Genomic DNA, 25,458 nt, shown 5'->3' with positions numbered 1-25,458 from the left:
AATCGTGACATAATATCCAAATAATCCTTACTTTTGCCCCTGATTTTGCAATGTCGAGATTACAAACATGAGTGAAAGTATCAATCACAACGGAATAATAGAGAAGATCGATGGCAATGCGGTCTTTGTCAGAATCATTCAACAATCGGCCTGCTCCGGTTGCCACGCACAAAGCATGTGCAGCGCATCTGAAAAGAAGGAAAAGATCATTGAAGTGAACGACAATAACCCCGGCAGATTCCATGTGAACGAAAAAGTAACCCTATGCGGCCAAAGTTCGCTCGGCCTGCAAGCGGTTTTTCTGGCCTTTGTGCTTCCTCTGATTGTTGTAGTTGCGGCGATTGTAGCAGGAAGCTGTTTGCAATGGGACGAAACAACCAGCGGGTTAACCGGTCTATTACTACTAGTTCCTTACTACAGTATATTATACTTTTTACGCGAGAAACTGAAAAGAAAATTTATATTTACCTTGAAAAAACTTAATTGATCAAATATCATGATTTTAATTGCCGTTATTTCATTAGGAGCCATTGGAGCCATCGGCGCAGTATTCCTCTACGCCGCCTCCAAGAAGTTTGAAGTATACGAAGACCCTCGTATCGCAGAGGTCCAGGAGGCATTGCCCGGAGCCAATTGCGGAGGTTGCGGTTACCCCGGTTGCGGCGGTTTCGCGGCAGCCTGTGTAAAGGCCGATTCACTGGAAGGACTGCTTTGTCCGGTCGGTGGCGCCGAAACAATGGGTAAGGTCGCATCCATCCTCGGTATGGAAGCTGCTACTGCCGAACCAATGGTAGCAGTTGTCCGTTGCAACGGAACCTGCCAGGCCCGTCCGCGTACCAACCAGTATGATGGCGTAAAAAGCTGTGCCATAGCATCCTCTTTGTACGGAGGCGAAACGAACTGTACGTTCGGTTGCCTGGGTTACGGCGACTGCGAAAGTGCCTGTACCTTCGACGCCATCCACATCAATCTGACAACCGGACTGCCGGAAGTGGACGAGGAAAAATGTACTTCATGCGGAGCCTGCGTCAAAGCTTGTCCGAAAAACATTATCGAACTGCGCAAAAAGGGACCGAAATCACGCCGTATCTTCGTCAGTTGTGTAAACAAAGACAAAGGAGCTGCTGCCCGTAAAGCATGTGCGAACGCTTGTATCGGTTGTGGTAAATGTGTGAAAGAATGTCCGTTCGAAGCAATCACGCTCGAAAACAACGTAGCCTATATTGACTACCGCAAATGCCGCCTGTGCCGTAAATGCGTAGCAGTATGTCCGACCGGAGCAATTCACGAATTGAACTTTCCGCCCCGTAAAGAAGCCGCCCCTGCTGTGGACGCCGACAAAGTAAAGCCAGTAACGCCTAAAGCTGCGCCGGCCCCTAAAGCCGAAGCACCGACAAAAGTCGAAGCTGCACCGGCAACAGCGCCTGAAACAATAACAAAAGAAGAAACAACTCAAAAATAAAAATCTAATAGTATGCTAAGGACATTTCGAATCGGAGGTATACATCCACCCGAAAATAAATTGTCTGCCGGGAAGAAAATAACCGGACTGGCTATACCCAAGCAGGTTATTATACCGCTAAGCCAGCATATCGGGGCTCCTGCCCAGGCTGTGGTAAAGAAGGGTGATACGGTTAAAGTAGGTACGCTTCTCGCCAAAGCCGGAGGTTTTGTATCGGCGAATATCCACTCGTCGGTATCCGGTAAAGTAAACAAGATAGATAATGCTCTCGACGCAAGCGGATACAAACGTCCCGCTATCTATATTGATGTGGAAGGTGACGAATGGGAAGAGTCGATCGACCGCAGCGAAACACTCGTGAAAGAGTGCCCGCTTCCTTCCAAAGAGATCGTAGACAAGATCGCCGCAGCCGGTATCGTGGGTCTGGGTGGTGCGACATTCCCCACACAGGTCAAACTGATGCCGCCTCCCGGAAGCAAAGCCGAGATCATCATTATCAATGCCGTAGAATGTGAGCCGTATCTGACTTCCGACCATTCATTGATGATGGAGAAGGCAGAGCAGATTCTGGTCGGCGTTACGCTGTTGATGAAAGCTGTAAATGTAACAAAAGCAGTGATCGGTATCGAAAACAACAAGCCTGATGCCATCGCTCATCTGAGTAAACTGGCTACAGCCTATAAAGGTATCGAGATTATGCCGCTGAAAGTACAATATCCGCAAGGAGGTGAAAAGCAATTAATCGACGCTGTGATTCGCCGTCAGGTGAAAAGCGGTGCACTGCCTATTTCCGCCGGAGCTGTAGTACAAAATGTAGGAACTGCTTTTGCAGTGTATGAAGCGGTAATGAAAAACAAACCTTTGTTTGAACGCGTCGTTACCGTGACAGGTAAAGCGGTTGCCAATCCTTCCAACTTCCTGGTCCGTATGGGTACACCAATCAGTGCACTGATTGAAGCAGCCGGTGGCGTTCCTGAAAATACAGGAAAGATAATCGGTGGCGGCCCGATGATGGGAAAAGCCCTGATTGCTCCGGAAGTACCGGTAACGAAAGGTAGTTCAGGCGTATTGCTCCTGACGAAAGAAGAGTCTGTCCGCAAACCGATGCGCGACTGTATCCGCTGTGCCAAATGTGTCAGCGTTTGTCCGATGGGTCTCAACCCTACCCTGCTGATGAATGCAACAGAATTTGCAGAATGGGATTTGGCCGAGAAGAATTATATCACCGACTGTATCGAGTGCGGTTCTTGTAGTTATACCTGTCCGGCCAACCGTCCGTTGCTGGATTATATCCGTTCGGGTAAAGGAAAGGTAATGGGTATCATACGGGCACGAAAGTCATAAAAACAGAGCAATATGGAAAATAATTTAATAGTATCTCCTTCGCCCCATATCCACGGCGGCGATAGCATAAGCAAAAATATGTATGGTGTACTGATTGCCCTTGTTCCGGCTTTCCTGGTATCCCTCTACTACTTCGGGTTGGGTGCGCTGATCGTTACTGCAACATCGGTCGTAGCCTGCGTCCTCTTTGAATATCTGATCCAGAAGTTCCTGATGAAAAAGGAACCGACCGTATGTGACGGTTCGGCTATCCTGACCGGTGTACTGCTGGCATTCAACCTGCCGTCGAACCTGCCTGTATGGATCATCCTGATCGGTGCACTGGCAGCAATCGGTATCGGTAAGATGTCATTTGGCGGACTGGGTAACAATATTTTTAACCCGGCATTAGTCGGACGTGTATTCCTGCTGATCTCTTTCCCGGCACAGATGACGATGTGGCCGGAAGTCGGACAGCTGACAGCCTACACCGACGCAACCACCGGTGCAACTGTTTTATCACTGATGAACGAAGGGGCACTCGACAAGTTGCCTACCCTGGTAGATATGTTGTTAGGTAAAATGGGCGGCAGCCTTGGTGAAGTAAGTGCACTGGCATTGCTGCTGGGACTCGTCTTTATGTTATGGAAAAAGATTATTACCTGGCAGATTCCGGTTTCTATCCTGCTGACCGTATTTGTATTCACAGGTATTATGCACCTGGTTAATCCGGTACAATACGCAAGTCCGTTCGTTCACCTGCTGTCGGGAGGTCTGATGCTGGGAGCCATCTTTATGGCAACCGACTATGTGACTTCGCCCATGAGCAAGAACGGTATGCTGGTCTACGGTGTCGGTATCGGTATTCTGACCACCGTTATCCGTCTGTTTGGTTCTTATCCGGAAGGTATGTCGTTTGCTATTCTTATTATGAATGCATTTACCCCGCTGATCAACAGTTATATCAAACCTAAACATTTTGGAGGGAAATAAGCATGGCAAAACTAAAATCAACATTACCCAATATGCTCTTGTCGCTTACCATCATCTGTTTGGTTGCGGGAGCGATATTAGCCGGAGTAAATATGTACACCACCGGCCCGATTGCAGCCTCCAAAGCTGCTGCGCTGGAAGCTGCTATCAAAGCTGTTACACCTGAATTCGACAACAAACCGTCAGAGGACGCTTATATGGCAGTTACAGGCGACGGCGATTCCCTGAAAATCTATCCGGCTACCAAAGGCGGAGAGTTCGTAGGTGCAGCTGTCGAAAGTAATACAAAAAAAGGATTCAGCGGAGAGATCAAAGTGATCGTCGGATTCGATAAGGAAGGCAAGTTATTGAACTATTCCGTATTACAGCATGCGGAAACTCCCGGTCTGGGAGCTAAAATGCAGGAATGGTTCAGTACGGACAAGAATAAACAAAGCGTTTTGGGACGCAGCCTGTCCGCCGGACCATTAAAAGTAACTAAAGACGGTGGCGACGTGGATGCTATCACAGCAGCAACCATCACCAGCCGTGCATTTCTGGATGCGGTGAACCGTGCTTACAGCGCATTCGCCGGAACTGACGGAGTAACCGGTGCAACAACTGCTAACACTAACGAGGGAGGAAACGACAATGAGTAATATGAAAGTATTGATGAACGGTATCATCAAAGAGAACCCGACATTTGTCTTGTTGCTGGGTATGTGTCCAACTCTGGGAACAACTTCTTCAGCATTGAACGGTATGAGTATGGGACTGGCAACCATGTTCGTTCTGATCTGTTCCAATATGGTTATTTCAGCCTTGAAGAACCTGATCCCCGACATGGTACGTATTCCGGCCTTTATTGTCGTAATCGCTACATTCGTAACCGTGGTACAGATGTGTATGGAAGCATTCGTTCCGGCTCTTTACGCCAGCCTGGGATTGTTCATCCCGCTGATCGTTGTAAACTGTATCGTGTTGGGACGTGCGGAAGCATTTGCCGCTAAAAACGGAGTGATCCCTTCCGCATTCGACGGATTAGGTATGGGACTCGGCTTTACGCTGGCACTTACCTTGCTCGGAGCTACCCGCGAACTGCTGGGAACAGGTAAACTGTTCGGCCTGACACTGATGCCCGAACAATATGGTTCGCTGATCTTTGTATTGGCTCCGGGTGCCTTTATCGCGCTGGGTTACCTGATTGCTATTGTTAATAAATTGCGTAAAGCCTGATATTAAAAAACGAAAGATATGGAATATATACTAATATTTATCGCAGCCGTATTCGTCAACAACGTAGTGTTGGCGCAGTTCCTGGGAATCTGTCCGTTCCTGGGCGTATCGAAGAAGGTGGAAACGGCAGCCGGTATGGGTGCAGCAGTAACATTCGTGTTGACGATCGCAACCATCGTTACTTTCCTGGTGCAGAAATATATCCTGGATAAGTTCGGATTGGGCTTTATGCAGACCATCAGTTTTATCCTGATCATCGCCGCACTGGTTCAGATGGTCGAGATCATTCTGAAAAAGGTTTCTCCGGCTCTTTACCAGGCACTTGGCGTGTTTCTTCCGCTGATCACCACCAACTGCTGTATTCTGGGTGTCGCCATCCTCGTAATACAAAAAGAATATAATTTATTGGAATCTGTTGTATATGCAATATCAACAGCTATTGGATTTGCGCTAGCTTTAGTTATCTTTGCAGGGATAAGAGAACAGTTGGCTTTGACACGTGTTCCCGAAGGTATGAAAGGTACCCCTATTGCGCTGATAACAGCCGGTTTACTGGCAATGGCGTTTATGGGATTCTCCGGAATCGTATAATTTAATCTAAATAGAGACTAGCATGAAAAAGAAAATCTTAGTAGCAGGTGGAACCGGATATATTGGCTCACACACTACAGTTGAGTTGCAGAATGCAGGTTATGATGTTGTTATCATCGACGACCTGTCAAACTCCAATATCGAAGTGTTGGATGGCATTGAAAAGATCACAGGTATCCGTCCTGAATTCATCAAACTGGATTTAAAAGATAAAGAAGGAACCCGCGAAGCATTGAAGGCTCATCCGGGTATCAACGGTATCATCCTTTTCGCAGCAAGCAAAGCTGTTGGCGAATCGGTTCAGCAGCCGCTGAAGTACTACCGTAACAATGTTGTTACGCTGGTAAACCTACTGGAACTGATGCCGGAATTTAATATCGAAGGTATTGTATTCTCTTCTTCCTGTACCGTTTACGGACAGCCTGATCCCGAAAACCTGCCTGTAACAGAAGATGCCCCGATCAAACCGGCTACTTCTCCTTATGGCAACACCAAACAGATCAACGAAGAGATCATCCGCGATACTATTCACGCAAACGCTCCGTTCAAGAGCATTATCCTGCGTTACTTCAACCCGATCGGTGCTCACCCGAGTGCAGAAATCGGCGAATTGCCTAACGGTGTTCCTCAGAACCTGATCCCGTATCTGACACAGACTGCAATCGGTATCCGCAAGGAACTGAGCGTATTCGGTGACGACTATGATACACCTGACGGCTCTTGTATCCGCGACTATATCAATGTAGTCGACCTGGCAAAAGCACACGTAATTGCTATGGACCGTATGCTGGGTGGTAAAACTGAAGAAAATGTTGAATATTTCAACCTGGGAACCGGTAACGGTGTAACGGTGTTGGAACTGATCAATACATTCGAAAAAGCTACCGGTGTAAAAGTTCCTCACAAAATCGTAGGCCGTCGCGAAGGTGATATCGAAAAAGTTTGGGCTAATCCGGAACGTGCCAATAAGGTATTGGGATGGACTGCTAAAGAAACATTGTCCGACACATTGGCTTCTGCCTGGAAATGGCAGGAAAAACTGCGCGAACGCGGTATCCAATAAAAGAAAAGTCTTTTTTAAATAAGCATGCCGGAAGATTCTCCAGAGATTTCTTCCGGCATTTTTCTTGATCCCCCACATTGCAACCGGAACTTATCAATGAAACGTCAACTGAGCTTCAAAACCAACATCAGACATCAAAACAGGCTCGTCGGAGGACCGGATTCGTCAAATAGCAGAAAAAAGCATACATTCCTATTGAATTATAACGTTTTTTCCATCTCCATATATATTTTTTATCTACTTTTGGGGATTCCTTTCGTAACAGACAGATGATTTGTTATATAAATGGCGATAAAAACATGACAAGCGAATATAAAGAGAAGTTACAAGCATACGGAGTTAACCTGGATAGTGCATTAAACCGTTTCATGGATAATGAACAGTTTTATGAAAGAATACTCTCCAAATTCCCTATGGATGAAAACTTCATCCTGATGGAAAGAAGCCTCAATGAGAATAATATTTCCCAGGCTTTCAGACATGCCCATACATTAAAAGGACTGGCGGCAACGCTTGACCTGACAAATATATCGGACATATTGATCCCGATGACGGAAAAACTCAGAGCCGGAGAGAGTGAAGGTATACAAGACCTGTTTGATCAGTTGAAAGTACAATACAAACTAATCTGCGACCTGATTACCGAACACAAAGCAAGATAATAAAACAAACTGCATGGATAAGAGGCTTACATCAAATAAATCATTGGCTAACTACCAATACCTCATGGATACTATCTGGACTATCTACCTGGAGGACGGAAGTGTCGAAATACAGAAAGACTCCATGATTCCGGAGTTGGAAAATACGAAACATGATTACGTCATTCTCAATAACACGATAAAGAATGATGTCTATCCGCCTGACCATATTTTATGGGACGAAACAGTTTCGCTTGAAGCCTTCCATAAAATGATAGCCGAAGGATGTTTCCACAAAAAATTCGACATGCGTTTCTGTAACAAACATTTCGGTTTTGAATGGCACGAAGCCTTTATAGATATCTTGACTAACAAAGAAGGCATACCCGACAGGGTTGTCCTCTCTAGCCACAATGTTAATGATTTCAGGAAATCACAAATCATTGAAACAGCCGTAAAAGCAGAATACGACTATGTGATTTATATCGAAGCATCTAAAAACAGTTATGTCATGTACACTTCCGGTACGGAAAGCGAAACTCCTCCTCCGGTAGCCAGCAGTAACTATGAAGCGGTAGTTGCAGAGTACAACCGACAGTATATGGAACCGGAATTTTGTGATGCAATGACCGAGAAAATGAGTATCGCCCACGTCGATCCGATACTGCGACAGCATGGAGAGTATATTTTATACGGCACCATGATCGAAAACGGTGAAAACCGTGAAAAGAAAATGCGGTTCAGCTACTTCGACAGGGAACAAAACATCTGGCTGATGACCAGGACCGATATAACTGAAATCAAGGAAGAGAGAAAACAGAAGTTATTGTTGCAGGAAGCCCTACAGAGCGCAACTGCCGCCAACCGTGCCAAGTCAGACTTCCTGTCGCGAATGAGCCATGACGTACGTACTCCCATAAATGCAATCGTGGGTATGACGGCAATAGCCGGTCTTCATATGAACGACCAGAACCGCATAGCTGATTGTCTGAAGAAGATAACCATATCTTCCAAGCTCCTGCTCAACCTGATAAACGAAGTACTGGATATGTCGAAGCTCGAAAGCGGTAAGATCATGCTGACGGAAGAGACATTCAAACTCGATGAACTGCTGGAAAGTTTATTTATCATGGTGCAGTCGGCCTTTGAAGCCAAAAAGCAAAAGTTAGTAATACACAGCAAAGTAAAGCACGAATGCCTGATCGGTGACGTACAACGCATACAACAAGCACTGTTGAATATGCTGACAAATGCAATCAAATATACCCCGGACAAAGGACTAATACAAATTTCAGTCGAGGAGAAACCTTCCGTTTATAACGGTTATGGGCAATTTGAAATAGCCGTCACGGACAATGGCATAGGAATGAAACCTGAATTCTTAAGCAAAGTATTCGAGCCGTTCGAACGGTCGGACGATAAAGCCATCCGTAATATCCAGGGTACCGGACTCGGTATGGCGATCAGCCGTCATATCGCCCAGATGATGAACGGCGATATTCTGGTAGAGAGCGAATACGGGAAAGGCTCCAAATTCACCATGAGATTCCATGTCAAACTGGGAGGCATGGATGAATACGACAACAATCTATTAATAGACCTGCCGGTATTGGTTGTGGATGATGATGATGTATCCTGCGAAATAGCCTGTGAAAATCTGCAAGAATTGGGAATGAAGCCGGAATGGGTTCTTTCCGGTCAGGATGCCGTACAGAAAGTAAGCGACGGGAACAAGTATTTTGCAATCATCATAGACCTGATGATGCCCAACATGAATGGCATTGAAACAACCTACAAAATACGGGAATGCGTAGGACCGGATATTCCTATCATCATCATTTCGGCTTACGACTATTCCGGCTACGAAATCGAAGCCTTGAAAGCTGGGGTCAACGGTTTCATCTGTAAGCCTATCATGAAGTCCAAACTGTTCCACCTGATGAAAAAGTTTGCCACAAACAAAAAAGAGGAAGAAGAGGTCACTATCGTACCATCTACCGTCACCTCTTTCCCAGGCAAACGGATACTCGTTGTGGAAGACAACGAGCTGAATCGTGAGATCGCTTATGAATTGCTACAGGAAACCGGTGCTGAAATTGAAACAGCCAGCGACGGACTGGAAGCCGTAAACAAGGTTGCGGATTCTCCTGAAGGATATTACGATTTCATAATCATGGATATACAAATGCCTGTCATGGACGGTTTGGAAGCCACCCGGCAAATCCGCCTTCTCGACCGGCAAGACACCAAAGACTTACCGATCGTAGCTATGTCGGCCAACGCTTTTGCCGAAGACGTACGGCTAAGCCTGGAAGCCGGAATGAACGAACATATCGCCAAGCCTATAGAAATAGACAGGCTTTACAGTGTTATGGGAAAGTGGTTCCGTTGAATACCCCCAACCGGTTTATTTCAACAGCGCATCGATAGCTTCACGCCAATCTTCCCCGTTTTGGGGTTGGTAGGTGATGAAGCCCAATGTGTGTCCTACTTCAATATTGCTTTTACCATCATCCACAAAGAGCGTCTCTGCCGGAATCAGTCCGCTGTCTTTGATCATATAGTCAAAGATACGCCGGTCAGGTTTCGTTACGCCGACTTCATACGAGGTGTACATTTTGTCAAAATAGGCACCGATCGGACGACCTGCCGGAGTAAACTCGTTTGTCCTTGCCCACCCTTCCTGGATGATGGGATTGGTATTGCTCAACAGATAAACATTGTAGTGCTCGCGAAGTTTCAACACATAATCGAGCTTATATTGAGGCGTATCGGCGATAAATCCCAGCCAACCGGATTTTATATCTTCATACGTCAGGTCCTTCCCCGTATGCTCCCGAAGCTTTTGGCAAAACTCGTCAGCACTGATCGCACCATTTTCCACTTCCAGAAAGATCCCTTTCTGCTCATAAGGATCCAGCAACTGTTCCGCATCCTCCACGCCGATCTCTTTAAAGCGACGAACTGCCTGATCATGATCCAGGTCTATAAAAACTCCTCCTAAATCAAATACAATGTTTTTAATCTTTGCCATAATTATCTCTTTTTACATCTATCTTTATCTCTACTTCCTGACAAAGATAAGCATAATAAGTGTAAAGCAACAACTATTCGAATGCCTGCAACTGTTTTGCCTAAGATACTTAGTACCCAAGTGTAAACCGCTCCTGATGATGCTTTTCCTGTTCCAGTTCATCGATCATGGCTACAGCGAAATCTTCTACGGAGATGTTGCTATCCCCACTTTCATCGACAATCAGTTCATCTTTTCCCAGACGGAACTTTCCGGTACGCTCTCCCGGAGCCATATTAGCCGCAGGACTCAGGAAAACCCAATCCACCGACTTTTCCGGCAACAACAAATCGGTATAAACCTTTGCCATCCCTCGTATTCCCGGTAAAAGTTTCTTGGGAACGTCCGGTTCATCCATCAGTTGACGACCGGGAGCCACCAACAAACTGCCTGCTCCGCCAACCATCAGGAAACGATGCACACCGGAGTTGCGAACGGCACAAAGGATAGAGCCATAGCCTTCCAGTGTCTCTTCATAAATATTAGGATTCGACCAGCCCGGATTAAAAGCACTGATCACCGCATCCGACTTAGCCAGTTCGCGGGATAAAAAGTCCGTATCGATCACACTCCCTCCCACGACTTTCAGATGCGGATGGATTAAAGTCAGTTTCGACGGATCTCTGACGATGGCTTTTACCTGATGCCCTCTGCCTAATGCTTCTTTCAGAATAGCGGATCCGACATAGCCGGTCGCACCTATGATAACTATTTTCTTCATGACTGTATGTTGTTTGATTACTTTCTATAGAACAACATACAATGGCAAACTGTTCCCGTGCCTGACACGGGATCGCAAAGGCACCGCCCATATATCCTATTATCAATCGATACAGACAGCCCTTATGCGGCCCCGTGTCAAGTACAGGGACTAGTTACTTTTGAAATACTTTCGTCGATTTGATCATAACATCCCGGATAGGCCGGTCATTCTTATCCGTTTTCACCAGCGACATTTTCTCTACGATATCGAAACCGTCCACCACTTCTCCGAAGATCGTCACGGAACTATCCAGGTGGGGTACTCCGCCAACCGTCTTATATACTTCGCGCTGTTCGGCAGGAATAACATACGGCCCCAAGTCAGCCAATGTATCCTCCACCATCACCAGAACACGGTTTGTCAGTTCCGTTTCCAAAGAGTCGGCAGCCAGTGCCGGTTCTTCTTTCTTCAACCGGTCCAAAAATTTATAATATAACCAGTTACGGCGAATCTGGTTGATCCGTGCCTCTTTCTCATCCAGTTCGGCATCGGTATGTTTCTTCCCCTGCACAAAACAAAACTGGGTTCCGGCCGATGCACGTTCGGGATTTACATCATCGCTTTCCTTGGCATCGATCAGAGCACCTCGTTTATTGAAATGATTGGGAAGTATCTCGGCCGGAACGGTATAACCACCATCACCGTCTCCATACAAAACGCCCGGTTCATGAGCTTTGCTGGTCGGATCACCGCCTTGCACTACAAAATCTTTAATGATACGGTGAAATAGCATCCCCTCATATTCACCCGACTGGCACAATCGGATAAAGTTATCACGGTGCAAAGGAGTGTCATCATACAACAGGACAGTAACATCTCCCATAGTCGTTTTCACTGTCACATAAACGGGTTTCGAAGGGTCCAGCGGTTTATCGCCACAAGAGACCAAAGTAAACAAGACGAGTAAAAAGGCGAATAGTTGTTGTTTCATTTCGATTAGAATTTAATAAAAAACTTGCAGCAAAGATAAGTATTTATACATCTGTGAGAATAATCCTTATCATACTTTTATTATTAGATATCCTGACAAGGTCAATGAGTAGACAGAAATAACTTAGTCTGTGTAGAACTACGTTATTATTGATGGCAAAGATATAAATTAATCGTTACAGCCAAAGCTTTATATTCAATTAATTCATGATCTATTAAAAAATATCGTTTATCCTAAAAGTTTTAGCTTGATTCTAAGAAATTAATTATAATCCACGAAGTATATAAGACGATTATCGTCCGGTTTGTCTTTAGTTCTACACAGACTAAAACATTACTGGCAATGAAGCTCAAGGATTTAAATATCATACTCTATCTTTTTAGAAAGATTCTAACTTTTAGCTTAAAAAAGGGAAATAAAGGGATAATTTCTACTCATATTCTACCCCATTATATACAATTATTTTCTTATTAACAACATAAATTTAACAGTATGCAAAACACATTAAAAGGTTGGTTAGCCGATAATACGGTTACCACAGACAACAAAGACGACAAAATCCTTTTGCTCGAATCATCCGGCAACATCGGACTTGAACAAATTTATAACGAGATGAAAGAGGAAGATACGGGACTTCGAATGGAAACAATCGTACACGTCGTTACCCTCTTCCTTCGCGTTGTTATGCGCCTGATATTAAACGGATACAGTGTAAACACAGGTCTTTTCCGTGCTGTGGCACAATTTGTCGGAGTAATTGATAAAGGACAATGGGATCCAAAAACGAACTCAGTCTACGTATCATTTATCCAGGAAAAGCTTCTGCGCGAAGCGATTGCTAAAACTAAAGTAGAAATACTCGGTACGAAAGCAAACGTAATGTATATCCTTGAAGTAGAAGATCGCAAAACCGGTTTGAAAGACGGGACAGCTACTCCGGGACGTAACTTCTTCGTTCGTGGCTCGCACCTGAAAGTAGTCGGTTCAAACGAATCAGTCGGTGTAACTCTAACTGATAGTAAAGGTGTTGTCAGAAAATTGGAAGATGACGAAGTAAGTATCAACAAACCGTCAGAGCTTACCCTCTTGCTACCGGCCGACCTGGCAGATGATACATATACACTGACAGTATGCACACAATACAGTCAAAGTGCACAGCTACTGAAAGAACCCCGCAGCGTAAGTACGACTATTGTTGTGGGTAACGGAGGTGGAGGCGGAGACCGTCCTGAGATAGAATAGCCTGGTCGCCTTTGCTTTATCACGCAAAGACCCTTTGCGCGGTAAGGCAAAGACCTTTTGCGTGAGCGGGCAAAGCCTGTTTGCTTACCCCTTAAATTCATTTAAAACAGATATAACAATAATAGATAATCATTATGCAGAAATTTTTCATTTTACTTTTTACCTTCCTGCTTATACCGGTTATGGCATCGAGCGAAATAGAGCAGCTTACTACTCGACTTGACTTCAGAGATACTGAAACAACTGATCAACTGGATCAATATGGATATAAATGGGATAAAGAGAACTTGACTCTTACTTTAAAGGGACTGAACATGCTCATTGAACCCATAGAAAATAGTAATAATAATTCAGCTATTACGTTACCGGATAAAGCGATAGTTAAATTGATCGGAGAAAATACAATTACACATAATGGTAATTTTCCGAAACAGAATTATCCTTATTCTTCCATAAGGCAACTATTTGCCGATAATACTTTGAATATAACAGGCGAAAACAATGGATCACTAATATTAAAAGGAAATGCTACCAATGCTAGCAATGCAGGCTATCTAATTGAAAGCAGCTATATAAATATTAGTAATGTGACAATAATCGCCAAAGAAGGCTTAAGCTATAAAAACGCTATCCACAGTTACAAATCAATGCAAATTAATGATAGTAAAATTACGATAGAAGATTGTGGTGAAACGGCCTTTTATGGTAATGATGCTAACAAAGCCTCTACAATCAAAAATAGCACCATAAAGGTTCTTAAATCGGGGAAAGCCGCTATCAGAATGAATTATGGAGATCTTGCGATTGAAAACAGTAGTATTGAAATCGGGGAAACAACACAATCTAGCCATGCCATCTCCGCAAACAAGATTACAATTTCCAATAATAGCAAAGTGACTGTGGATAAAGCCGGATATACAGGAATTTACGCCACCAAAGATATTTCTATTAATAACTGCGACATAACTATTAATAAGACGGGGTATGCCGGGCTTTTCGCCGGAGAAAATATTTCCATATCCAACGGGAGCATGGTAACAATAAAAGAAAAAACACCTCACCACGCAGTAGTAGTTAAAGCCGGAAATGATCAAGCCGGAACAATAACGGTTGACGGGAGTACACTTCTCATTAATGATTCTGAATTAGGCGGAATTACTGTACGGACTAACAATGCAAGCAATAAAATTACTGTTAGTAATAGTTATATAGACGTACATTGCAGTAGTAGTACCTACAAATGTTTCAATGTAAATGACGGACAGGAATCAAAAACAACCATCACCAATTCATTCGTATGGGAGAAAGATGGTGATGTTGATGCTAAAAAGACCGGTACCATTTACGGAGAATATACTTTAAATGAAGATCTGACTATCCAACAAGATGAAGTTCTTGTAATATCCCAAAATGCCCAACTAACAACCAATCACGCACTAACCAACAATGGAGAAATGCAAATCAGGGAAAATTCGACTTTCAAAGGTAGTGGGACGTTCATCGAAAATAATGAGGGAACACAAATTGTTGAAACACTAACAGAAGATATGATTTCAGTTCCACAGGATCTGAAGTATACCCGAGAAGATCTTTCAACGGTAGCTAATTCAGCCATCAATCTTTCAATGTCCATTCTCGGAGAAACAGTTCCGTTAGAAGCAAACGACTGGAAGTCTACAATTGAGCCGACAGAAGTAAAAAATGCCGGAACATATACCATAAAATATACGAAAGAGGAAAAAACGGTATCAAAAACGTTTGAGGTTGCAAAAGCTGACAAGGCTGAATTTGCTACTCCAGAACTTGCAGGTTCCGTTACTTACGGAGTTCAATTATCTACTATCGATTTGCCGGATGGATGGAAATGGGAAAAAGAAACAGATATTCCAACAGTAACTAATAGCGGTTATTCTGCCATTTATACAGTCAAAGATTATAACAATTATAACTGGACAAAAATTGAAGGTTACCAAGAAGATAAACAGGAAGTAACACGAAACATCACGGTTAGTGTAACAAAAGCAACAGGGGATGCAGCAACCGATTATACCGAACCATCCGGCTTATCTGCCATCTATGGCCAAACACTGGCTGATGTAAGATTACCCGAAGGTTGGACATGGGATGCCCCGGAGACATCCGTAGGTAACGTTATTACAAATCCAAACTCATTTGTTGCAACATTTACTCCGGACGATCTGGGTAATTATGAGGTATTCAAAAAAGAACTTCTCGTAACTGTCAACAAAGCTGATTTATCAGTAACCGATTTTCAGTTTGAAGCACCAAACCCGGAAGAGCTGGTTTATGATGGAAATAAAAAAGCTGCAAACATAACTACTTCACTTATCGACAACGATAAAATCACAATTAAATATAAAGAAAATGCCAGTGATAATATAACATCAGAAGCTCCGACAGAAGCTGGTACCTATACCGTAATAATCGATGTTGCGGAGAGTGATAACTACAACAAGGTTACCGACATGACAAACGAAGACTGGACATTCACCATCATCCCCGTCTATACAATCACCATCGATCCGTCAATTACTAACGGTACAATTAAAGCTGACAAGGAAACAGCACAGGCAGGCGAAACTGTCACATTAACAGTGAGTCCTGCTACAAATCACCAATTGTCCACTTTATCTTATAGCTGGACAGAAGGTTCGGTCATTCTCACGGAAACCACCATCATAATGCCAGCCGGAAATATAACAGTAACAGCCACATTCAGTGCAATACCTGTTACACCTCCTGTTCCTACCTATTATACTGTTACTCTCCCTGCTATAGAGGGTGTCACCACCGATCCGGCAGCAGGCAGTTATGAGATAGAGAGTTGGGATAGCTTCGGCTTCTTCCTTACGCTCGCCGAAGGATACCAAAAAGACTCGCAGCCGGTAGTAACCGCTGACGGTAAAACGCTCGTCCCACGTATTTCAGACGGCAAATACATCATAACCAATGTTATTAATGATACTGACATCGAAATCACCGGCATCATTAAGGACATTGCTACCAGCAACGAGCCGCTCCCATCCGGCTTCCATATCACGACGTCCGAAGGTCTACTACTGGTCACCGTCCCCTACGCTACCAGCCTATATCTCAACGAAATCTCCGGTCGCCTGATCCTCACGCGTCTCCTTTCGCCCGGCGATAATTGCTTCGAAGGGCTGGCTGCCGGTGTCTATATCCTGACAATAGACGGCAGACCGGGACAGAAGGTTCTATTGAAATAGAGGAAATAAGCAAAATATACTTATTCCGCATACACCAACATCCGGCACCGCTTGCAATCGAAATGCAGGCGGAGCCGGGTGTCTCTATATAAAAGATAATAAGGTTCCTTATAAGGTGATTTCTCTTTCTGGTAAGTCGGACACCATCCCATGCTATACCGCAAGCAATGTTTCGTAAACATCAACGGAACATCTTTCTCCGGCTTTAATTCGAAAGCATCTGCAACAGTCTCTACCCCATGCGCCTTATAAAAAGCTTCCGCCCGGCTATTTGATACATTCCCCAGATAAGTCAACTGGCGTTCCGGAAAAGGAACCTCTTTCGCAGGTTCAATCTTACGCGAGAGTTCACGCTGATAACGGATCATACGATCTGACTGCAACTTCTCTACGGCCTTGCGGCGCATATCTGCCAGAAGGGACGACGGGACGAACCAGTTTTCACTCATCCCTATATGTACTTCCGATGCTTCAAACGGCGTGTTCCCCAACTTGGCAAGTTGCGTCCGGATATTGTCGGCCTGGTCACGACGTGCCAGCTCTTTATCGAACGGCTCGGTCAGCATCACACGTGCTCCCGTTTCATCTTCCATCACCAACGTAAAACCGAAAGGATTGTCCAGGAATTCGATCTTTACAGCCAGCTTACGTTCGGCAGAAGGTTTCACCAACTGCTTTTCAAAAACCTGGTCAAAATTACGATACAAAGGTGTCTTGGGCTTTATATCCGGCATATCCAACGGAAAGACACGGTTCGCCTCTACCCTGTTGACACGAAACCCTTCCAACTCACCACGGCTATTGAAGAATACCAAGCCATCCCCATTATTCAGTTGCTTCACTCCGGCGATGGTAAACGAATTGCCTTTCAGTTCCTTGACGGTTCCGACAGGTTCACCTAACGATTTCGGAGTATTGAAAGCTGTTATATCTTTTGTACGTTCATGCAGGAAGAAAGGAGTAAATCCCCGGTTGAAACTTTTCTCGGCTACCGGCTCAAACTCATAGCTACTTTTCCCTGCTGAGGCACGGCAATATTCCGGACGACGTGCTAGGATAGCATCCAGTTTCTTCCGATAATAAGCTGTTATATTCTTTACATAAGTGACATCTTTCAGTCGTCCCTCTATTTTAAAGGAAGAAGCACCTGCATCCAGCAGGGCCTCCAGTTGGTCGGAACGGTTCATATCCTTGAGTGATAACAAATGTTTGTTATGAACGATCTCCGTCCCGTTCGCATCCACCATCGAATAAGGCAACCGGCAATATTGCGCACACTCTCCCCGGTTAGCGCTCCGCCCGCTCAAAGCCGCGCTCAGATAGCACTGCCCGCTGTAACTCACACATAATGCCCCATGCACAAAAACCTCCAACGGGACAGAAACCTGTTCCGATATGCGGCGAATCTCATTCAACGACAATTCGCGCGCCAGAACTACCTGTGTAAAACCGGCTGCCTCCAGGAACTTCACCTTTTCAGGCGTACGGTTATCCGTTTGTGTGCTGGCATGCAGCGGGATAGGCGGCAGATTCAGGCGAGTGATCCCCATGTCCTGTACGATCAGAGCATCGGCTCCTGCCTGATAGAGTTGCCAGATCAGTTGCTCCACTTCCGGCAATTCTTCTTCCCGCAGAATGGTATTTAACGCCACATAGATACGGGCATTATATAAATGAGCATATTCACAAAGAGCACGAATATCCTCCAACGTATTTCCGGCAGCGGCACGGGCTCCAAACTTCGGCGCACCGATATACACGGCATCAGCCCCATGATTAATGGCTTCAATACCACAGTTCAGATCTTTAGCCGGCGATAGTAATTCTATGCGGCGGAGTTTTATTGGCATATTGTTATTTCAGATTTATCAATCACAAACTCCCCAAATTCTTTATATCCTCAATATTGAACGGAGTTGCCTGGTAAACGTAATAGTTCAGCCAGTTTGTAAACAACAGGTTCGCATGGCCGCGCCAACGGACTACAGGGCCCTGGGCCGGGTCGTTGTTGCGGTAATAGTTGTGGGGAACGGAAATAGGAAGACCTTTATTCAGGTCGCGGATATATTCATCGCTCAACGTATAAGGCGAATATTCGGAATGGCCCGTAATATAAAACTCACGTCCGCCGCGCGACATCGCCATATAAACGCCCGACTCCTCGCTCTCCGAAAGAAGCGTCAACTCCGGTACCTTCCGGATATCTTCACGGCGTATTTCGGTATGACGGCTGTGAGGCACATAAAACTCATCATCGAACCCGCGGAATATCGGCAGATAAGGCTCACGCAACGTATGCCGGAAAACACCGAACATCTTTGCCGGCAAATCATATTTAGGCACACCATAAAAATGATACAATCCCGCCTGCGCCGCCCAACAGATATATAATGTAGAGGTTACATGCGTACGCGCCCAGTCGAAGATCGTCGTCACCTCTTCCCAGTAACTCACATCTTCAAAAGGCATCTGTTCAACCGGAGCGCCGGTAATGATCATTCCGTCGTAATAATCTTTCTCTATATCGTCGAAGTCTTTATAAAACTCCTGCATATGTTCGATCGGAGTATTCTTTGGGGTATGGCCCTTTATCTTCATAAAGTCCAGCTCCACCTGCAAAGGGGTATTACTCAACAGACGGATCAGGTCTGTCTCAGTCGTGATCTTCAACGGCATCAGGTTCAGTACCACCACACGCAGCGGACGGATATCCTGGGATGATGCACGCAAGGAATCCATCACAAAGATGTGTTCCTTTTTAAGAAGCTCAATAGCGGGTAAATTCTTTTGTAAATTTAATGGCATTGCGATTCCTCTCTTTATTGTTTTTAGGAATACAAAGATAGAAATAAGTTAGCAGTTAACGTTTTTCCTACTGAAAAAAGTACCTATAGGCTCTTTAGTAAATAACCCATAGGTACACAAATATATCAGAGTCTTTCTATTTAACTACTGTATTTCTTCTGAGGCAGATGTATATCCTCCTCCCAGCGCTTTATACAGATAAACCACCGACAGCAGTTCATCCAATACCGCCTTATTCAAGCTGATCTGGGCATCCAGGTAACCACGCTGGGCATCCAGTACATCTATATAATTGGTTACACCATTGATATACTGCAATTCCGCCAACTTTAGATATTTCCTCGAGGCTGCTTCCAGTTTTTCCTGCGAGCGGCGGATATCTTTCGCCATATGGATCGTAACGATTGCATCGTTCACCTCCTTGAAAGCACCGATCACGCTTTTCTGGTAACTGTACACCTCCTGCTCATAACGGGCTTTGGAGGCTTTCAGCTTTGCCTTGTTCTTCCCCATTGCGAAAAGAGGCTGAAGCAGATCGCCTGCCAGGAACCATGCCGGACTTTTCAACAGGTCGCCCAACTCTTCACTCTCGAGACCGAAATTACCGGTCAGGCTGATCTTCGGAAACAGATCGGTATAGGCTACTCCTACTTTTGCATTCGCTTCGCGCAACTTCAACTCAGCCTGACGCATATCCGGACGGCGTTCCAACAGAGCCGAGGGCAGTCCTACCGGCAAAGCATCCGGCAAATGTTGCTGGTCGAGAGACAGGCCGCGGGGGATATATCCCGGATATTCACCTAACAACAGAGACAGGTCATTTTCCTTGATCTTCACCTGGCGCTCCAACGAAGGGACAAGCGTCTCGGTACGGGCAAGCTCCACCAAAGCCTGGTTATAAGAAGTCTCGGAAGTCAGGCCACCATCATAGCGGAGTTTAGCCAGGCGAACCCCTTCACGACGAGCTTCCAATGTCTGGCGGACTATAGCCAACTGACGGTCGAGAGCACACAGTTGATAATAAGCGGCCGCCACTTCGGCAACCAGTGTCAACTGTAATCCCCGGCGGGCCTCTACCGATTGCAGGTAGGCAGCAACGCCGGCTTCGTTTGCCCAACGGAGGTTACCCCACAAATCCAACTCCCACGAAAGAGTCAGCTTCGCCCCGTATTCTGGATCGGGTTTAGGGTTATCACCACCATAATTCAACCGTTCTTTCTGGCTGTAAATGCGCGCACCTATTTCCGGAAACTGGTCGGCAAATGTGATACGTTTGGCAGCGATCATTTCCTTGATCTTGGCGGCTGCTATCTTCATATCTTTATTATTCTCCAGGGCAGTCGTAATAAGCCGTTGCAAAGTGGTATCGGCATACAGGCTTTCCCAGGGAATACTATCCACGGAAAGACTGTCGGCACCGGCCTCCAGTTCAGTCGGAAGGTTCAACTCCGGACGGGCATATTTCTCTCCTAGCTTACAGGAAGAAAAAGAGAAGGTAATAGCCGACGCAGCAACCATAAAAAAGAGCATCTTCTTTTTAGGTATTATCCGCGCAACACGATCCATCCGCAGCGTTCGTTTGATCTTATAAATCAGAACAAAGAAGAACGGCACCAAAACAATACCTACCGTAATGGCCACCAGCATACCAAAGAACACCCCTGTACCGATGCTATGGCGTGAGGCTGATCCCGGTCCACTAGCCAACACCATCGGAAGCATACCCAATACAAATGCCAGGGAAGTCATCAGGATCGGACGGAAACGCATCCGCGCCGCATGGATAGCAGCCTGAACAACATCTACTCCGGCATCGACCTGTACTTTGGCAAATTCGACGATCAGGATCGCATTCTTCGCCGCCAGCCCGATCAGCGTGACAAGCCCGATCTGGAAATAGACATCGTTATGTAACCCGGTAGCCCAAATTCCCAGATAAGCACCCAAAGCGGCAACCGGCAAAGATAAGATAACTGCGATCGGAACGATCCAGCTTTCATACTGTGCGGCCAGAAACAGGAACACAAAGAGGAATACGAGTACAAGGATCATGCCTGTCTGTCCGCCGGCCTTCTTTTCCTGATAAGACAGACCGCTCCATTCCAAACCTATGTTATCGGGTAGATGTTCGCGTGCAATCCGTTGCATGGCAGCCATGGCTTCACCGGAACTATAGCCGGGGGCAGCCACTGCACTGATGGCAGCTGTCGAGAACATATTGAACTTCTTGATCGTACCCGGTCCAGTCGTATAGCTCGTCGTACCCAAAGCGGTTAGCGGAACCATCGAACCATTTTGTGCACGGACAAAGAACAGTCCTATATTATCACGGGTGGCGCGATAAGGGGCTTCTGCCTGGATATATACCTTATATATACGGTTGAACATATTGAAGTCATTCACGTAGACGGAGCCCAGATAGGCTTTCATCGTCGAGAAGATATCCGTCAGAGGGATACCCAGGAACTTTGCCCGGTCACGGTCTACGTCAAAGTATAGTTGCGGAATCTCCGGTTGCAGGGCAGAAGATACGCCGGTCAGTTCGGGAGCTTTCGACGCATATAGCATAAATGTATCGGTGGCACTCACCAGATTTTCCCAACTGGCTTCACCGCGGGCTTCCAACTGCATTTCCAAACCTCCGCTTTCTCCCAGACCGGGTATTACCGGCGGACGATTCAGATAAGCGAGTATCTCCGGATAATATTCAAATTCTTTACGGGCCACAGCCATCACATCTTCAACACCCATGCCGGAAGACTTACGTTCTTCCCAGGGTTTCAGAATAACGGTAAGCGTGGAGCGGCTTTGCGAAGTTCCCACACGGGTACTGCTTCCCGTCACGTTCTGGACGTAAGCGACGGCCGGTTGTTTTTCCAGAAATTCTATCGCCCTGTCGGTTACTTTACGGGTACGCTCCAATGTCGCACCTTCGGGCATAACTAATTCCACTGTAAAAAATCCCTGGTCTTCCTCCGGGATAAAACTGGTAGGAATAATCCGGTTCAGCACAAAGATAAAAACAAGTACCATACCGAATCCGGCCAGGATTCTTTTGGGATTAGTGATCGCACGGGTCAGCAAATGGATATATTTATTATTCCCTTTATGCAGCCATATATTGATCTTCCGGAAGACGAAGTTTTTCTTCCCTACAGTCGGACGTAATATCAGGGCACACATCGCCGGGCTTAATGTCAAAGCAACGACAGTCGACAACAATACGGAAACCACTATCGTAATAGAGAACTGGCGATATAATGCTCCGGTAATTCCACTCAGAAAACTCACCGGAACGAATACGGCTGCCAATACCATCGATGTTGCAATCAAAGCTCCCGATAATTCACGCATCGCTTTATGGGTGGCTTCGCGGGCTGTAAGCCGTTCTTCATGCATGATACGTTCCACATTCTCCACTACGACAATCGCATCGTCGACCACAATACCGATCGCCAGGATCAGTCCGAGCAAGGTCAGCATATTCAGGGAGAATCCCATGATAAGCATAAATCCAAACGTCCCGATCAATGATATGGGAACAGCGATAGTCGGGATTAAAGCGGCACGCCAGTTCTGTAATGACAGGAATACAACCAGTATAACCAGGAACAAAGCCTCAAACAAGGTTTTATAAACTTCATGGATAGACTGTGATATATATTCGGTCATATCAAAAGGGAATTTATATTCCAGTCCTTCCGGGAAGTTCTGGCTGATCTCTTTCATTGCTTCTTTTACATTCGTTGCCACTTCCAGAGCATTGGCACCCGGTAGCATATAAATACCCAGGATAGCCGCATTCTTTCCGTTTATTCCACTCTCCGTAGAATAGGAAGAGGCTTCCAAAGATATTCTCGCGACATCGCGCAAACGGACAATCGATCCGTCAGGATTGGCACGGACAACGATATCTTCAAATTCTTTTACCGTAGACAGACGTCCGCGGGCAGTGATCGGCAAAGTGATATCCACGTCGATAACCGGCTGTTTACCCAATTCTCCGGCAGCGGATTCACTGTTCTGTTCTTTCAGGGCGGCCTGGATATCTTTTACCGTCAGTCCCATATTTGCCAGGCGGTCCGGATATACCCATATCTGCATACCATAGTAACGGCTACCGATATTGGAGACACGCCCCACACCCGGAATACGGCGAAGTACGTCAAGCACATTGATCGTAGCGAAGTTACTCAGATAGATTTCATCAAAGCGTGGGTCATCCGAACTCAGGCTTAACGTCATCAACTGGCTGGCCGATTGCTTTTCTACGGTGATACCATTCTGAACAACATCGGAAGGCAGACGCGATTCAGCTAGCTTCACACGGTTCTGTATTTCCACAGCAGCAAGGTCAGCATCGGCAGATACATCGAATGTGACTGTTATAGTCAAACCTCCGGAGTTCGTACTGCTGCTCTGCATATAGATCATACCCGGAGTACCATTCAGTTCCTGTTCGATCGGTGTTGCAACAGCCTGCGACACCGTCAAGGCACTGGCTCCCGGATAAGAGGCACTGATCTTCACAACCGGAGGCGTGATCTGAGGATACTGGTCCACCGGTAACATCATCAATCCTATAACCCCGACAATAACGATCAATAAAGATAGTACGGTCGAGAATACGGGACGGTCTATAAAGAATCCCGGCTTCATTCTCCTGCCTCCTCTCTATATGCTTCGATGGCTTTGTCATCCCCTGCCTGAACCGGACGCACCAGCATACCAGGAACTAATTTATGATAGCCTTCGATAACTACTGCTTCATTTTCTCCCAGACCGCGTTCAATAACGATGTTATTTCCGATTTCAGGTCCTGTTTGCACGAAACGCTTTTCCGCTACATTATCACGCCGGATAATATAGATGAAGACACCGCCTTGTTCTATAGAAATAGCTTTCCGGGGAACCACGATTGCCCGTTCACGTACATCTAATAATAGTTTTACGCGGGTGAACTGTCCGGGAAGTAATTTCTGATTCGGATTAGCCAATTCTGCACGTACACCGAAAGTTCCTGTTTGGGGATCTACAATCGGATCGGCAAAGTCGACTACGCCTTTGACCGGATATTCGGAATTATCGGCCAGCGTCACGGTTACAGTCGGCTGCCAGGAACGGGTCGTATCCTGCTCACCGAACTTAATGTTACGGCGTTCGGCACGCAGATAATCCAATGCAGTCATTTTGAAGTCGACCAATACTGTGTCACTTTTTACCACGGCCGCTAATTTGGAGTTAACACCGGGACCAACCAGGGCGCCGACATCGACAAAACGCTCACTGATATATCCGGCAATCGGTGAAGTGACCGTTGTATAACCCAGCTCCAGTTGTGCCTGGTCCAGGTCAGCTCTGCTCATTGCGATATTAGCTTCCGAATCATCCAGGGAAGCTAATGCGTTATCAAGATCCAACTGGCTGGCTGCATGCTGTTCGTACAACGGCTGTAAACGCTCTACATCTCTTTTGGCTTTTGCCGCCTGAGCTTCGTTCTTCTTTAACTGTGCTTTCGCTTTCTCTACGCGTGCCTTATAAAGTGCTGAATTTATTATAAACAAAGGTTCATTTTGTTTCACCTGTTTACCTTCTACAAACAGCATCCTTTCCAGATAACCTTCTACGCGTGCATGTATCTCTACATAACTTGCGGCACGAATACGGCCTACATATTCACCAAAAATTTGCACATCTTCTTTCTGAGGCTTGTCAACTATGACAAGGGGACGCAACGGCTCTTCTTTTTTTCGACATCCTGTTGCCAACATTAAAAGGGCGACTAATACGATACCTCCTTTTACTAATCTTTCTCCTACCATTACTAATATCTATAAATGACATTTAAATTTTCTATTGTTCTATCTCTATATTGTAAGAATGAAATAATCGTACCATTGTTCAATGCAATCTGTTAAAAAACGCTATACTCCTAAATATTAACCATATAAATAAACAATCAAATAGAACAACTTCTTTATTAAAAACGGGGTTCGTAGAATTATTCCACAGACAAATGCTACATAATCCACAAAACAAATATAAACCAAATACAAATAATGTATTTATGGATAGTCAGAGTCATCAGCTATAAATGCAAAAAGGAAC

General features: G+C 45.5%; 19 protein-coding genes. 12 read left to right on the top strand and 7 right to left on the bottom strand.

What is annotated here, in order from left to right; all coding sequences use genetic code 11:
• Positions 1 to 67 precede the first annotated feature (67 nt).
• From K6V26_RS03165 to K6V26_RS03120, 10 genes are all read left to right on the top strand, one after another.
• Positions 68 to 487: a SoxR reducing system RseC family protein gene (locus K6V26_RS03165; protein WP_224264586.1), complete on the top strand. Its 420-nt coding sequence runs from the start codon at positions 68 to 70 to the stop codon at positions 485 to 487.
• 9 nt (positions 488 to 496) lie between these two features.
• Positions 497 to 1,462: a Fe-S cluster domain-containing protein gene (locus K6V26_RS03160; protein ID WP_046146557.1), complete on the top strand. Its 966-nt coding sequence runs from the start codon at positions 497 to 499 to the stop codon at positions 1,460 to 1,462.
• 12 nt (positions 1,463 to 1,474) lie between these two features.
• Positions 1,475 to 2,806, top strand: a complete 1,332-nt coding sequence (rsxC, locus tag K6V26_RS03155; RefSeq protein WP_224264585.1) for an electron transport complex subunit RsxC — start codon at positions 1,475 to 1,477, stop codon at positions 2,804 to 2,806.
• A 12-nt stretch (positions 2,807 to 2,818) separates the two neighbouring features.
• A complete protein-coding gene (locus K6V26_RS03150) occupies positions 2,819 to 3,778 on the top strand; it encodes an RnfABCDGE type electron transport complex subunit D (RefSeq protein WP_122328723.1) in 960 nt (319 codons plus the stop codon).
• Between the two features lie 2 nt (positions 3,779 to 3,780).
• Positions 3,781 to 4,416 carry an RnfABCDGE type electron transport complex subunit G gene (locus K6V26_RS03145; RefSeq protein WP_129699200.1) on the top strand — a complete coding sequence of 212 codons (636 nt, stop codon included), beginning with the start codon at positions 3,781 to 3,783 and terminating at the stop codon, positions 4,414 to 4,416.
• The gene (locus K6V26_RS03140) at positions 4,409 to 4,993 is read left to right on the top strand and encodes an RnfABCDGE type electron transport complex subunit E (RefSeq protein ID WP_028728844.1); all 585 of its coding nucleotides are present in this window, start codon (positions 4,409 to 4,411) and stop codon (positions 4,991 to 4,993) included. Before K6V26_RS03145 ends, K6V26_RS03140 begins: the two co-directional genes overlap by 8 nt.
• A gap of 18 nt (positions 4,994 to 5,011) precedes the next feature.
• Positions 5,012 to 5,584 (top strand): electron transport complex subunit RsxA, encoded by a 573-nt coding sequence (gene rsxA / locus K6V26_RS03135; RefSeq protein ID WP_007657600.1) that lies wholly within the window; start codon positions 5,012 to 5,014, stop codon positions 5,582 to 5,584.
• A gap of 22 nt (positions 5,585 to 5,606) precedes the next feature.
• The gene (galE, locus tag K6V26_RS03130; protein WP_007657598.1) at positions 5,607 to 6,647 is read left to right on the top strand and encodes a UDP-glucose 4-epimerase GalE; all 1,041 of its coding nucleotides are present in this window, start codon (positions 5,607 to 5,609) and stop codon (positions 6,645 to 6,647) included.
• A 299-nt stretch (positions 6,648 to 6,946) separates the two neighbouring features.
• The gene (locus K6V26_RS03125) at positions 6,947 to 7,309 is read left to right on the top strand and encodes an Hpt domain-containing protein (protein WP_007657596.1); all 363 of its coding nucleotides are present in this window, start codon (positions 6,947 to 6,949) and stop codon (positions 7,307 to 7,309) included.
• Positions 7,310 to 7,322: 13 nt separating this feature from the next.
• Positions 7,323 to 9,680 (top strand): hybrid sensor histidine kinase/response regulator, encoded by a 2,358-nt coding sequence (locus tag K6V26_RS03120; RefSeq protein ID WP_224264584.1) that lies wholly within the window; start codon positions 7,323 to 7,325, stop codon positions 9,678 to 9,680.
• A 15-nt stretch (positions 9,681 to 9,695) separates the two neighbouring features.
• Here K6V26_RS03120 and K6V26_RS03115 read toward each other — a convergent pair whose 3' ends face one another.
• The 3 genes from K6V26_RS03115 to K6V26_RS03105 all read right to left on the bottom strand — a co-directional run bounded on the left by K6V26_RS03115 (position 9,696) and on the right by K6V26_RS03105 (position 12,055).
• Positions 9,696 to 10,322, bottom strand: coding sequence for an HAD family hydrolase (locus K6V26_RS03115; protein WP_224264583.1), 627 nt, complete (start codon positions 10,320 to 10,322; stop codon positions 9,696 to 9,698).
• Between the two features lie 109 nt (positions 10,323 to 10,431).
• Positions 10,432 to 11,082, bottom strand: coding sequence for an NAD(P)-dependent oxidoreductase (locus K6V26_RS03110; protein WP_224264582.1), 651 nt, complete (start codon positions 11,080 to 11,082; stop codon positions 10,432 to 10,434).
• Between the two features lie 154 nt (positions 11,083 to 11,236).
• Positions 11,237 to 12,055, bottom strand: a complete 819-nt coding sequence (locus tag K6V26_RS03105; protein ID WP_224264581.1) for a peptidylprolyl isomerase — start codon at positions 12,053 to 12,055, stop codon at positions 11,237 to 11,239.
• Positions 12,056 to 12,547: 492 nt separating this feature from the next.
• Here K6V26_RS03105 and K6V26_RS03100 point away from each other — a divergent pair, with 492 nt between their 5' ends.
• Positions 12,548 to 13,297 (top strand): DNA-binding domain-containing protein, encoded by a 750-nt coding sequence (locus K6V26_RS03100; protein WP_224264580.1) that lies wholly within the window; start codon positions 12,548 to 12,550, stop codon positions 13,295 to 13,297.
• Between the two features lie 134 nt (positions 13,298 to 13,431).
• Complete coding sequence (locus tag K6V26_RS03095) at positions 13,432 to 16,545, top strand: InlB B-repeat-containing protein (RefSeq protein ID WP_224264579.1); 3,114 nt, start codon at positions 13,432 to 13,434, stop codon at positions 16,543 to 16,545.
• Between the two features lie 20 nt (positions 16,546 to 16,565).
• Here the strand turns inward: K6V26_RS03095 and K6V26_RS03090 are convergent, their stop codons facing one another.
• From K6V26_RS03090 to K6V26_RS03075, 4 genes are all read right to left on the bottom strand, one after another.
• Positions 16,566 to 18,395, bottom strand: a complete 1,830-nt coding sequence (locus K6V26_RS03090; protein ID WP_224264578.1) for a peptidase U32 family protein — start codon at positions 18,393 to 18,395, stop codon at positions 16,566 to 16,568.
• Positions 18,396 to 18,417: 22 nt separating this feature from the next.
• Positions 18,418 to 19,350, bottom strand: a complete 933-nt coding sequence (gene metA / locus K6V26_RS03085; RefSeq protein ID WP_010800193.1) for a homoserine O-acetyltransferase MetA — start codon at positions 19,348 to 19,350, stop codon at positions 18,418 to 18,420.
• 144 nt (positions 19,351 to 19,494) lie between these two features.
• Complete coding sequence (locus K6V26_RS03080) at positions 19,495 to 24,009, bottom strand: multidrug efflux RND transporter permease subunit (RefSeq protein WP_224264577.1); 4,515 nt, start codon at positions 24,007 to 24,009, stop codon at positions 19,495 to 19,497.
• On the bottom strand, positions 24,006 to 25,172 hold the full coding sequence (locus K6V26_RS03075) for an efflux RND transporter periplasmic adaptor subunit (RefSeq protein WP_007659138.1): 1,167 nt from the start codon (positions 25,170 to 25,172) through the stop codon (positions 24,006 to 24,008). The genes K6V26_RS03080 and K6V26_RS03075 overlap by 4 nt, the downstream gene beginning before the upstream one ends.
• Positions 25,173 to 25,458: the final 286 nt, after the last annotated feature.

The sequence above is a fragment of the Parabacteroides goldsteinii genome, assembly GCF_020091425.1.
Classification (GTDB): Bacteria; Bacteroidota; Bacteroidia; order Bacteroidales; family Tannerellaceae; genus Parabacteroides; species Parabacteroides goldsteinii.
The sequence above is the reverse complement of the archived record's forward strand: the minus strand, read 5'-3'. Positions and strand labels throughout refer to the sequence as shown.

Bases quoted from the DNA above. Each gene is read 5' to 3' on its own strand.
- K6V26_RS03120 (WP_224264584.1), top strand. From the start codon at position 7,323: ATGGATAAGAGGCTTACATCAAATAAATCATTGGCTAACTACCAATAC.
- K6V26_RS03095 (WP_224264579.1), top strand. From the start codon at position 13,432: ATGCAGAAATTTTTCATTTTACTTTTTACCTTCCTGCTTATACCGGTT.
- K6V26_RS03150 (WP_122328723.1), top strand. From the start codon at position 2,819: ATGGAAAATAATTTAATAGTATCTCCTTCGCCCCATATCCACGGCGGC.
- K6V26_RS03110 (WP_224264582.1), bottom strand. From the start codon at position 11,082: ATGAAGAAAATAGTTATCATAGGTGCGACCGGCTATGTCGGATCCGCT.
- K6V26_RS03160 (WP_046146557.1), top strand. From the start codon at position 497: ATGATTTTAATTGCCGTTATTTCATTAGGAGCCATTGGAGCCATCGGC.
- K6V26_RS03140 (WP_028728844.1), top strand. From the start codon at position 4,409: ATGAGTAATATGAAAGTATTGATGAACGGTATCATCAAAGAGAACCCG.
- galE (WP_007657598.1), top strand. From the start codon at position 5,607: ATGAAAAAGAAAATCTTAGTAGCAGGTGGAACCGGATATATTGGCTCA.
- K6V26_RS03080 (WP_224264577.1), bottom strand. From the start codon at position 24,009: ATGAAGCCGGGATTCTTTATAGACCGTCCCGTATTCTCGACCGTACTA.
- K6V26_RS03090 (WP_224264578.1), bottom strand. From the start codon at position 18,395: ATGCCAATAAAACTCCGCCGCATAGAATTACTATCGCCGGCTAAAGAT.
- K6V26_RS03105 (WP_224264581.1), bottom strand. From the start codon at position 12,055: ATGAAACAACAACTATTCGCCTTTTTACTCGTCTTGTTTACTTTGGTC.
- K6V26_RS03075 (WP_007659138.1), bottom strand. From the start codon at position 25,172: ATGGTAGGAGAAAGATTAGTAAAAGGAGGTATCGTATTAGTCGCCCTT.
- K6V26_RS03165 (WP_224264586.1), top strand. From the start codon at position 68: ATGAGTGAAAGTATCAATCACAACGGAATAATAGAGAAGATCGATGGC.
- metA (WP_010800193.1), bottom strand. From the start codon at position 19,350: ATGCCATTAAATTTACAAAAGAATTTACCCGCTATTGAGCTTCTTAAA.
- K6V26_RS03125 (WP_007657596.1), top strand. From the start codon at position 6,947: ATGACAAGCGAATATAAAGAGAAGTTACAAGCATACGGAGTTAACCTG.
- K6V26_RS03100 (WP_224264580.1), top strand. From the start codon at position 12,548: ATGCAAAACACATTAAAAGGTTGGTTAGCCGATAATACGGTTACCACA.
- rsxA (WP_007657600.1), top strand. From the start codon at position 5,012: ATGGAATATATACTAATATTTATCGCAGCCGTATTCGTCAACAACGTA.
- K6V26_RS03145 (WP_129699200.1), top strand. From the start codon at position 3,781: ATGGCAAAACTAAAATCAACATTACCCAATATGCTCTTGTCGCTTACC.
- K6V26_RS03115 (WP_224264583.1), bottom strand. From the start codon at position 10,322: ATGGCAAAGATTAAAAACATTGTATTTGATTTAGGAGGAGTTTTTATA.
- rsxC (WP_224264585.1), top strand. From the start codon at position 1,475: ATGCTAAGGACATTTCGAATCGGAGGTATACATCCACCCGAAAATAAA.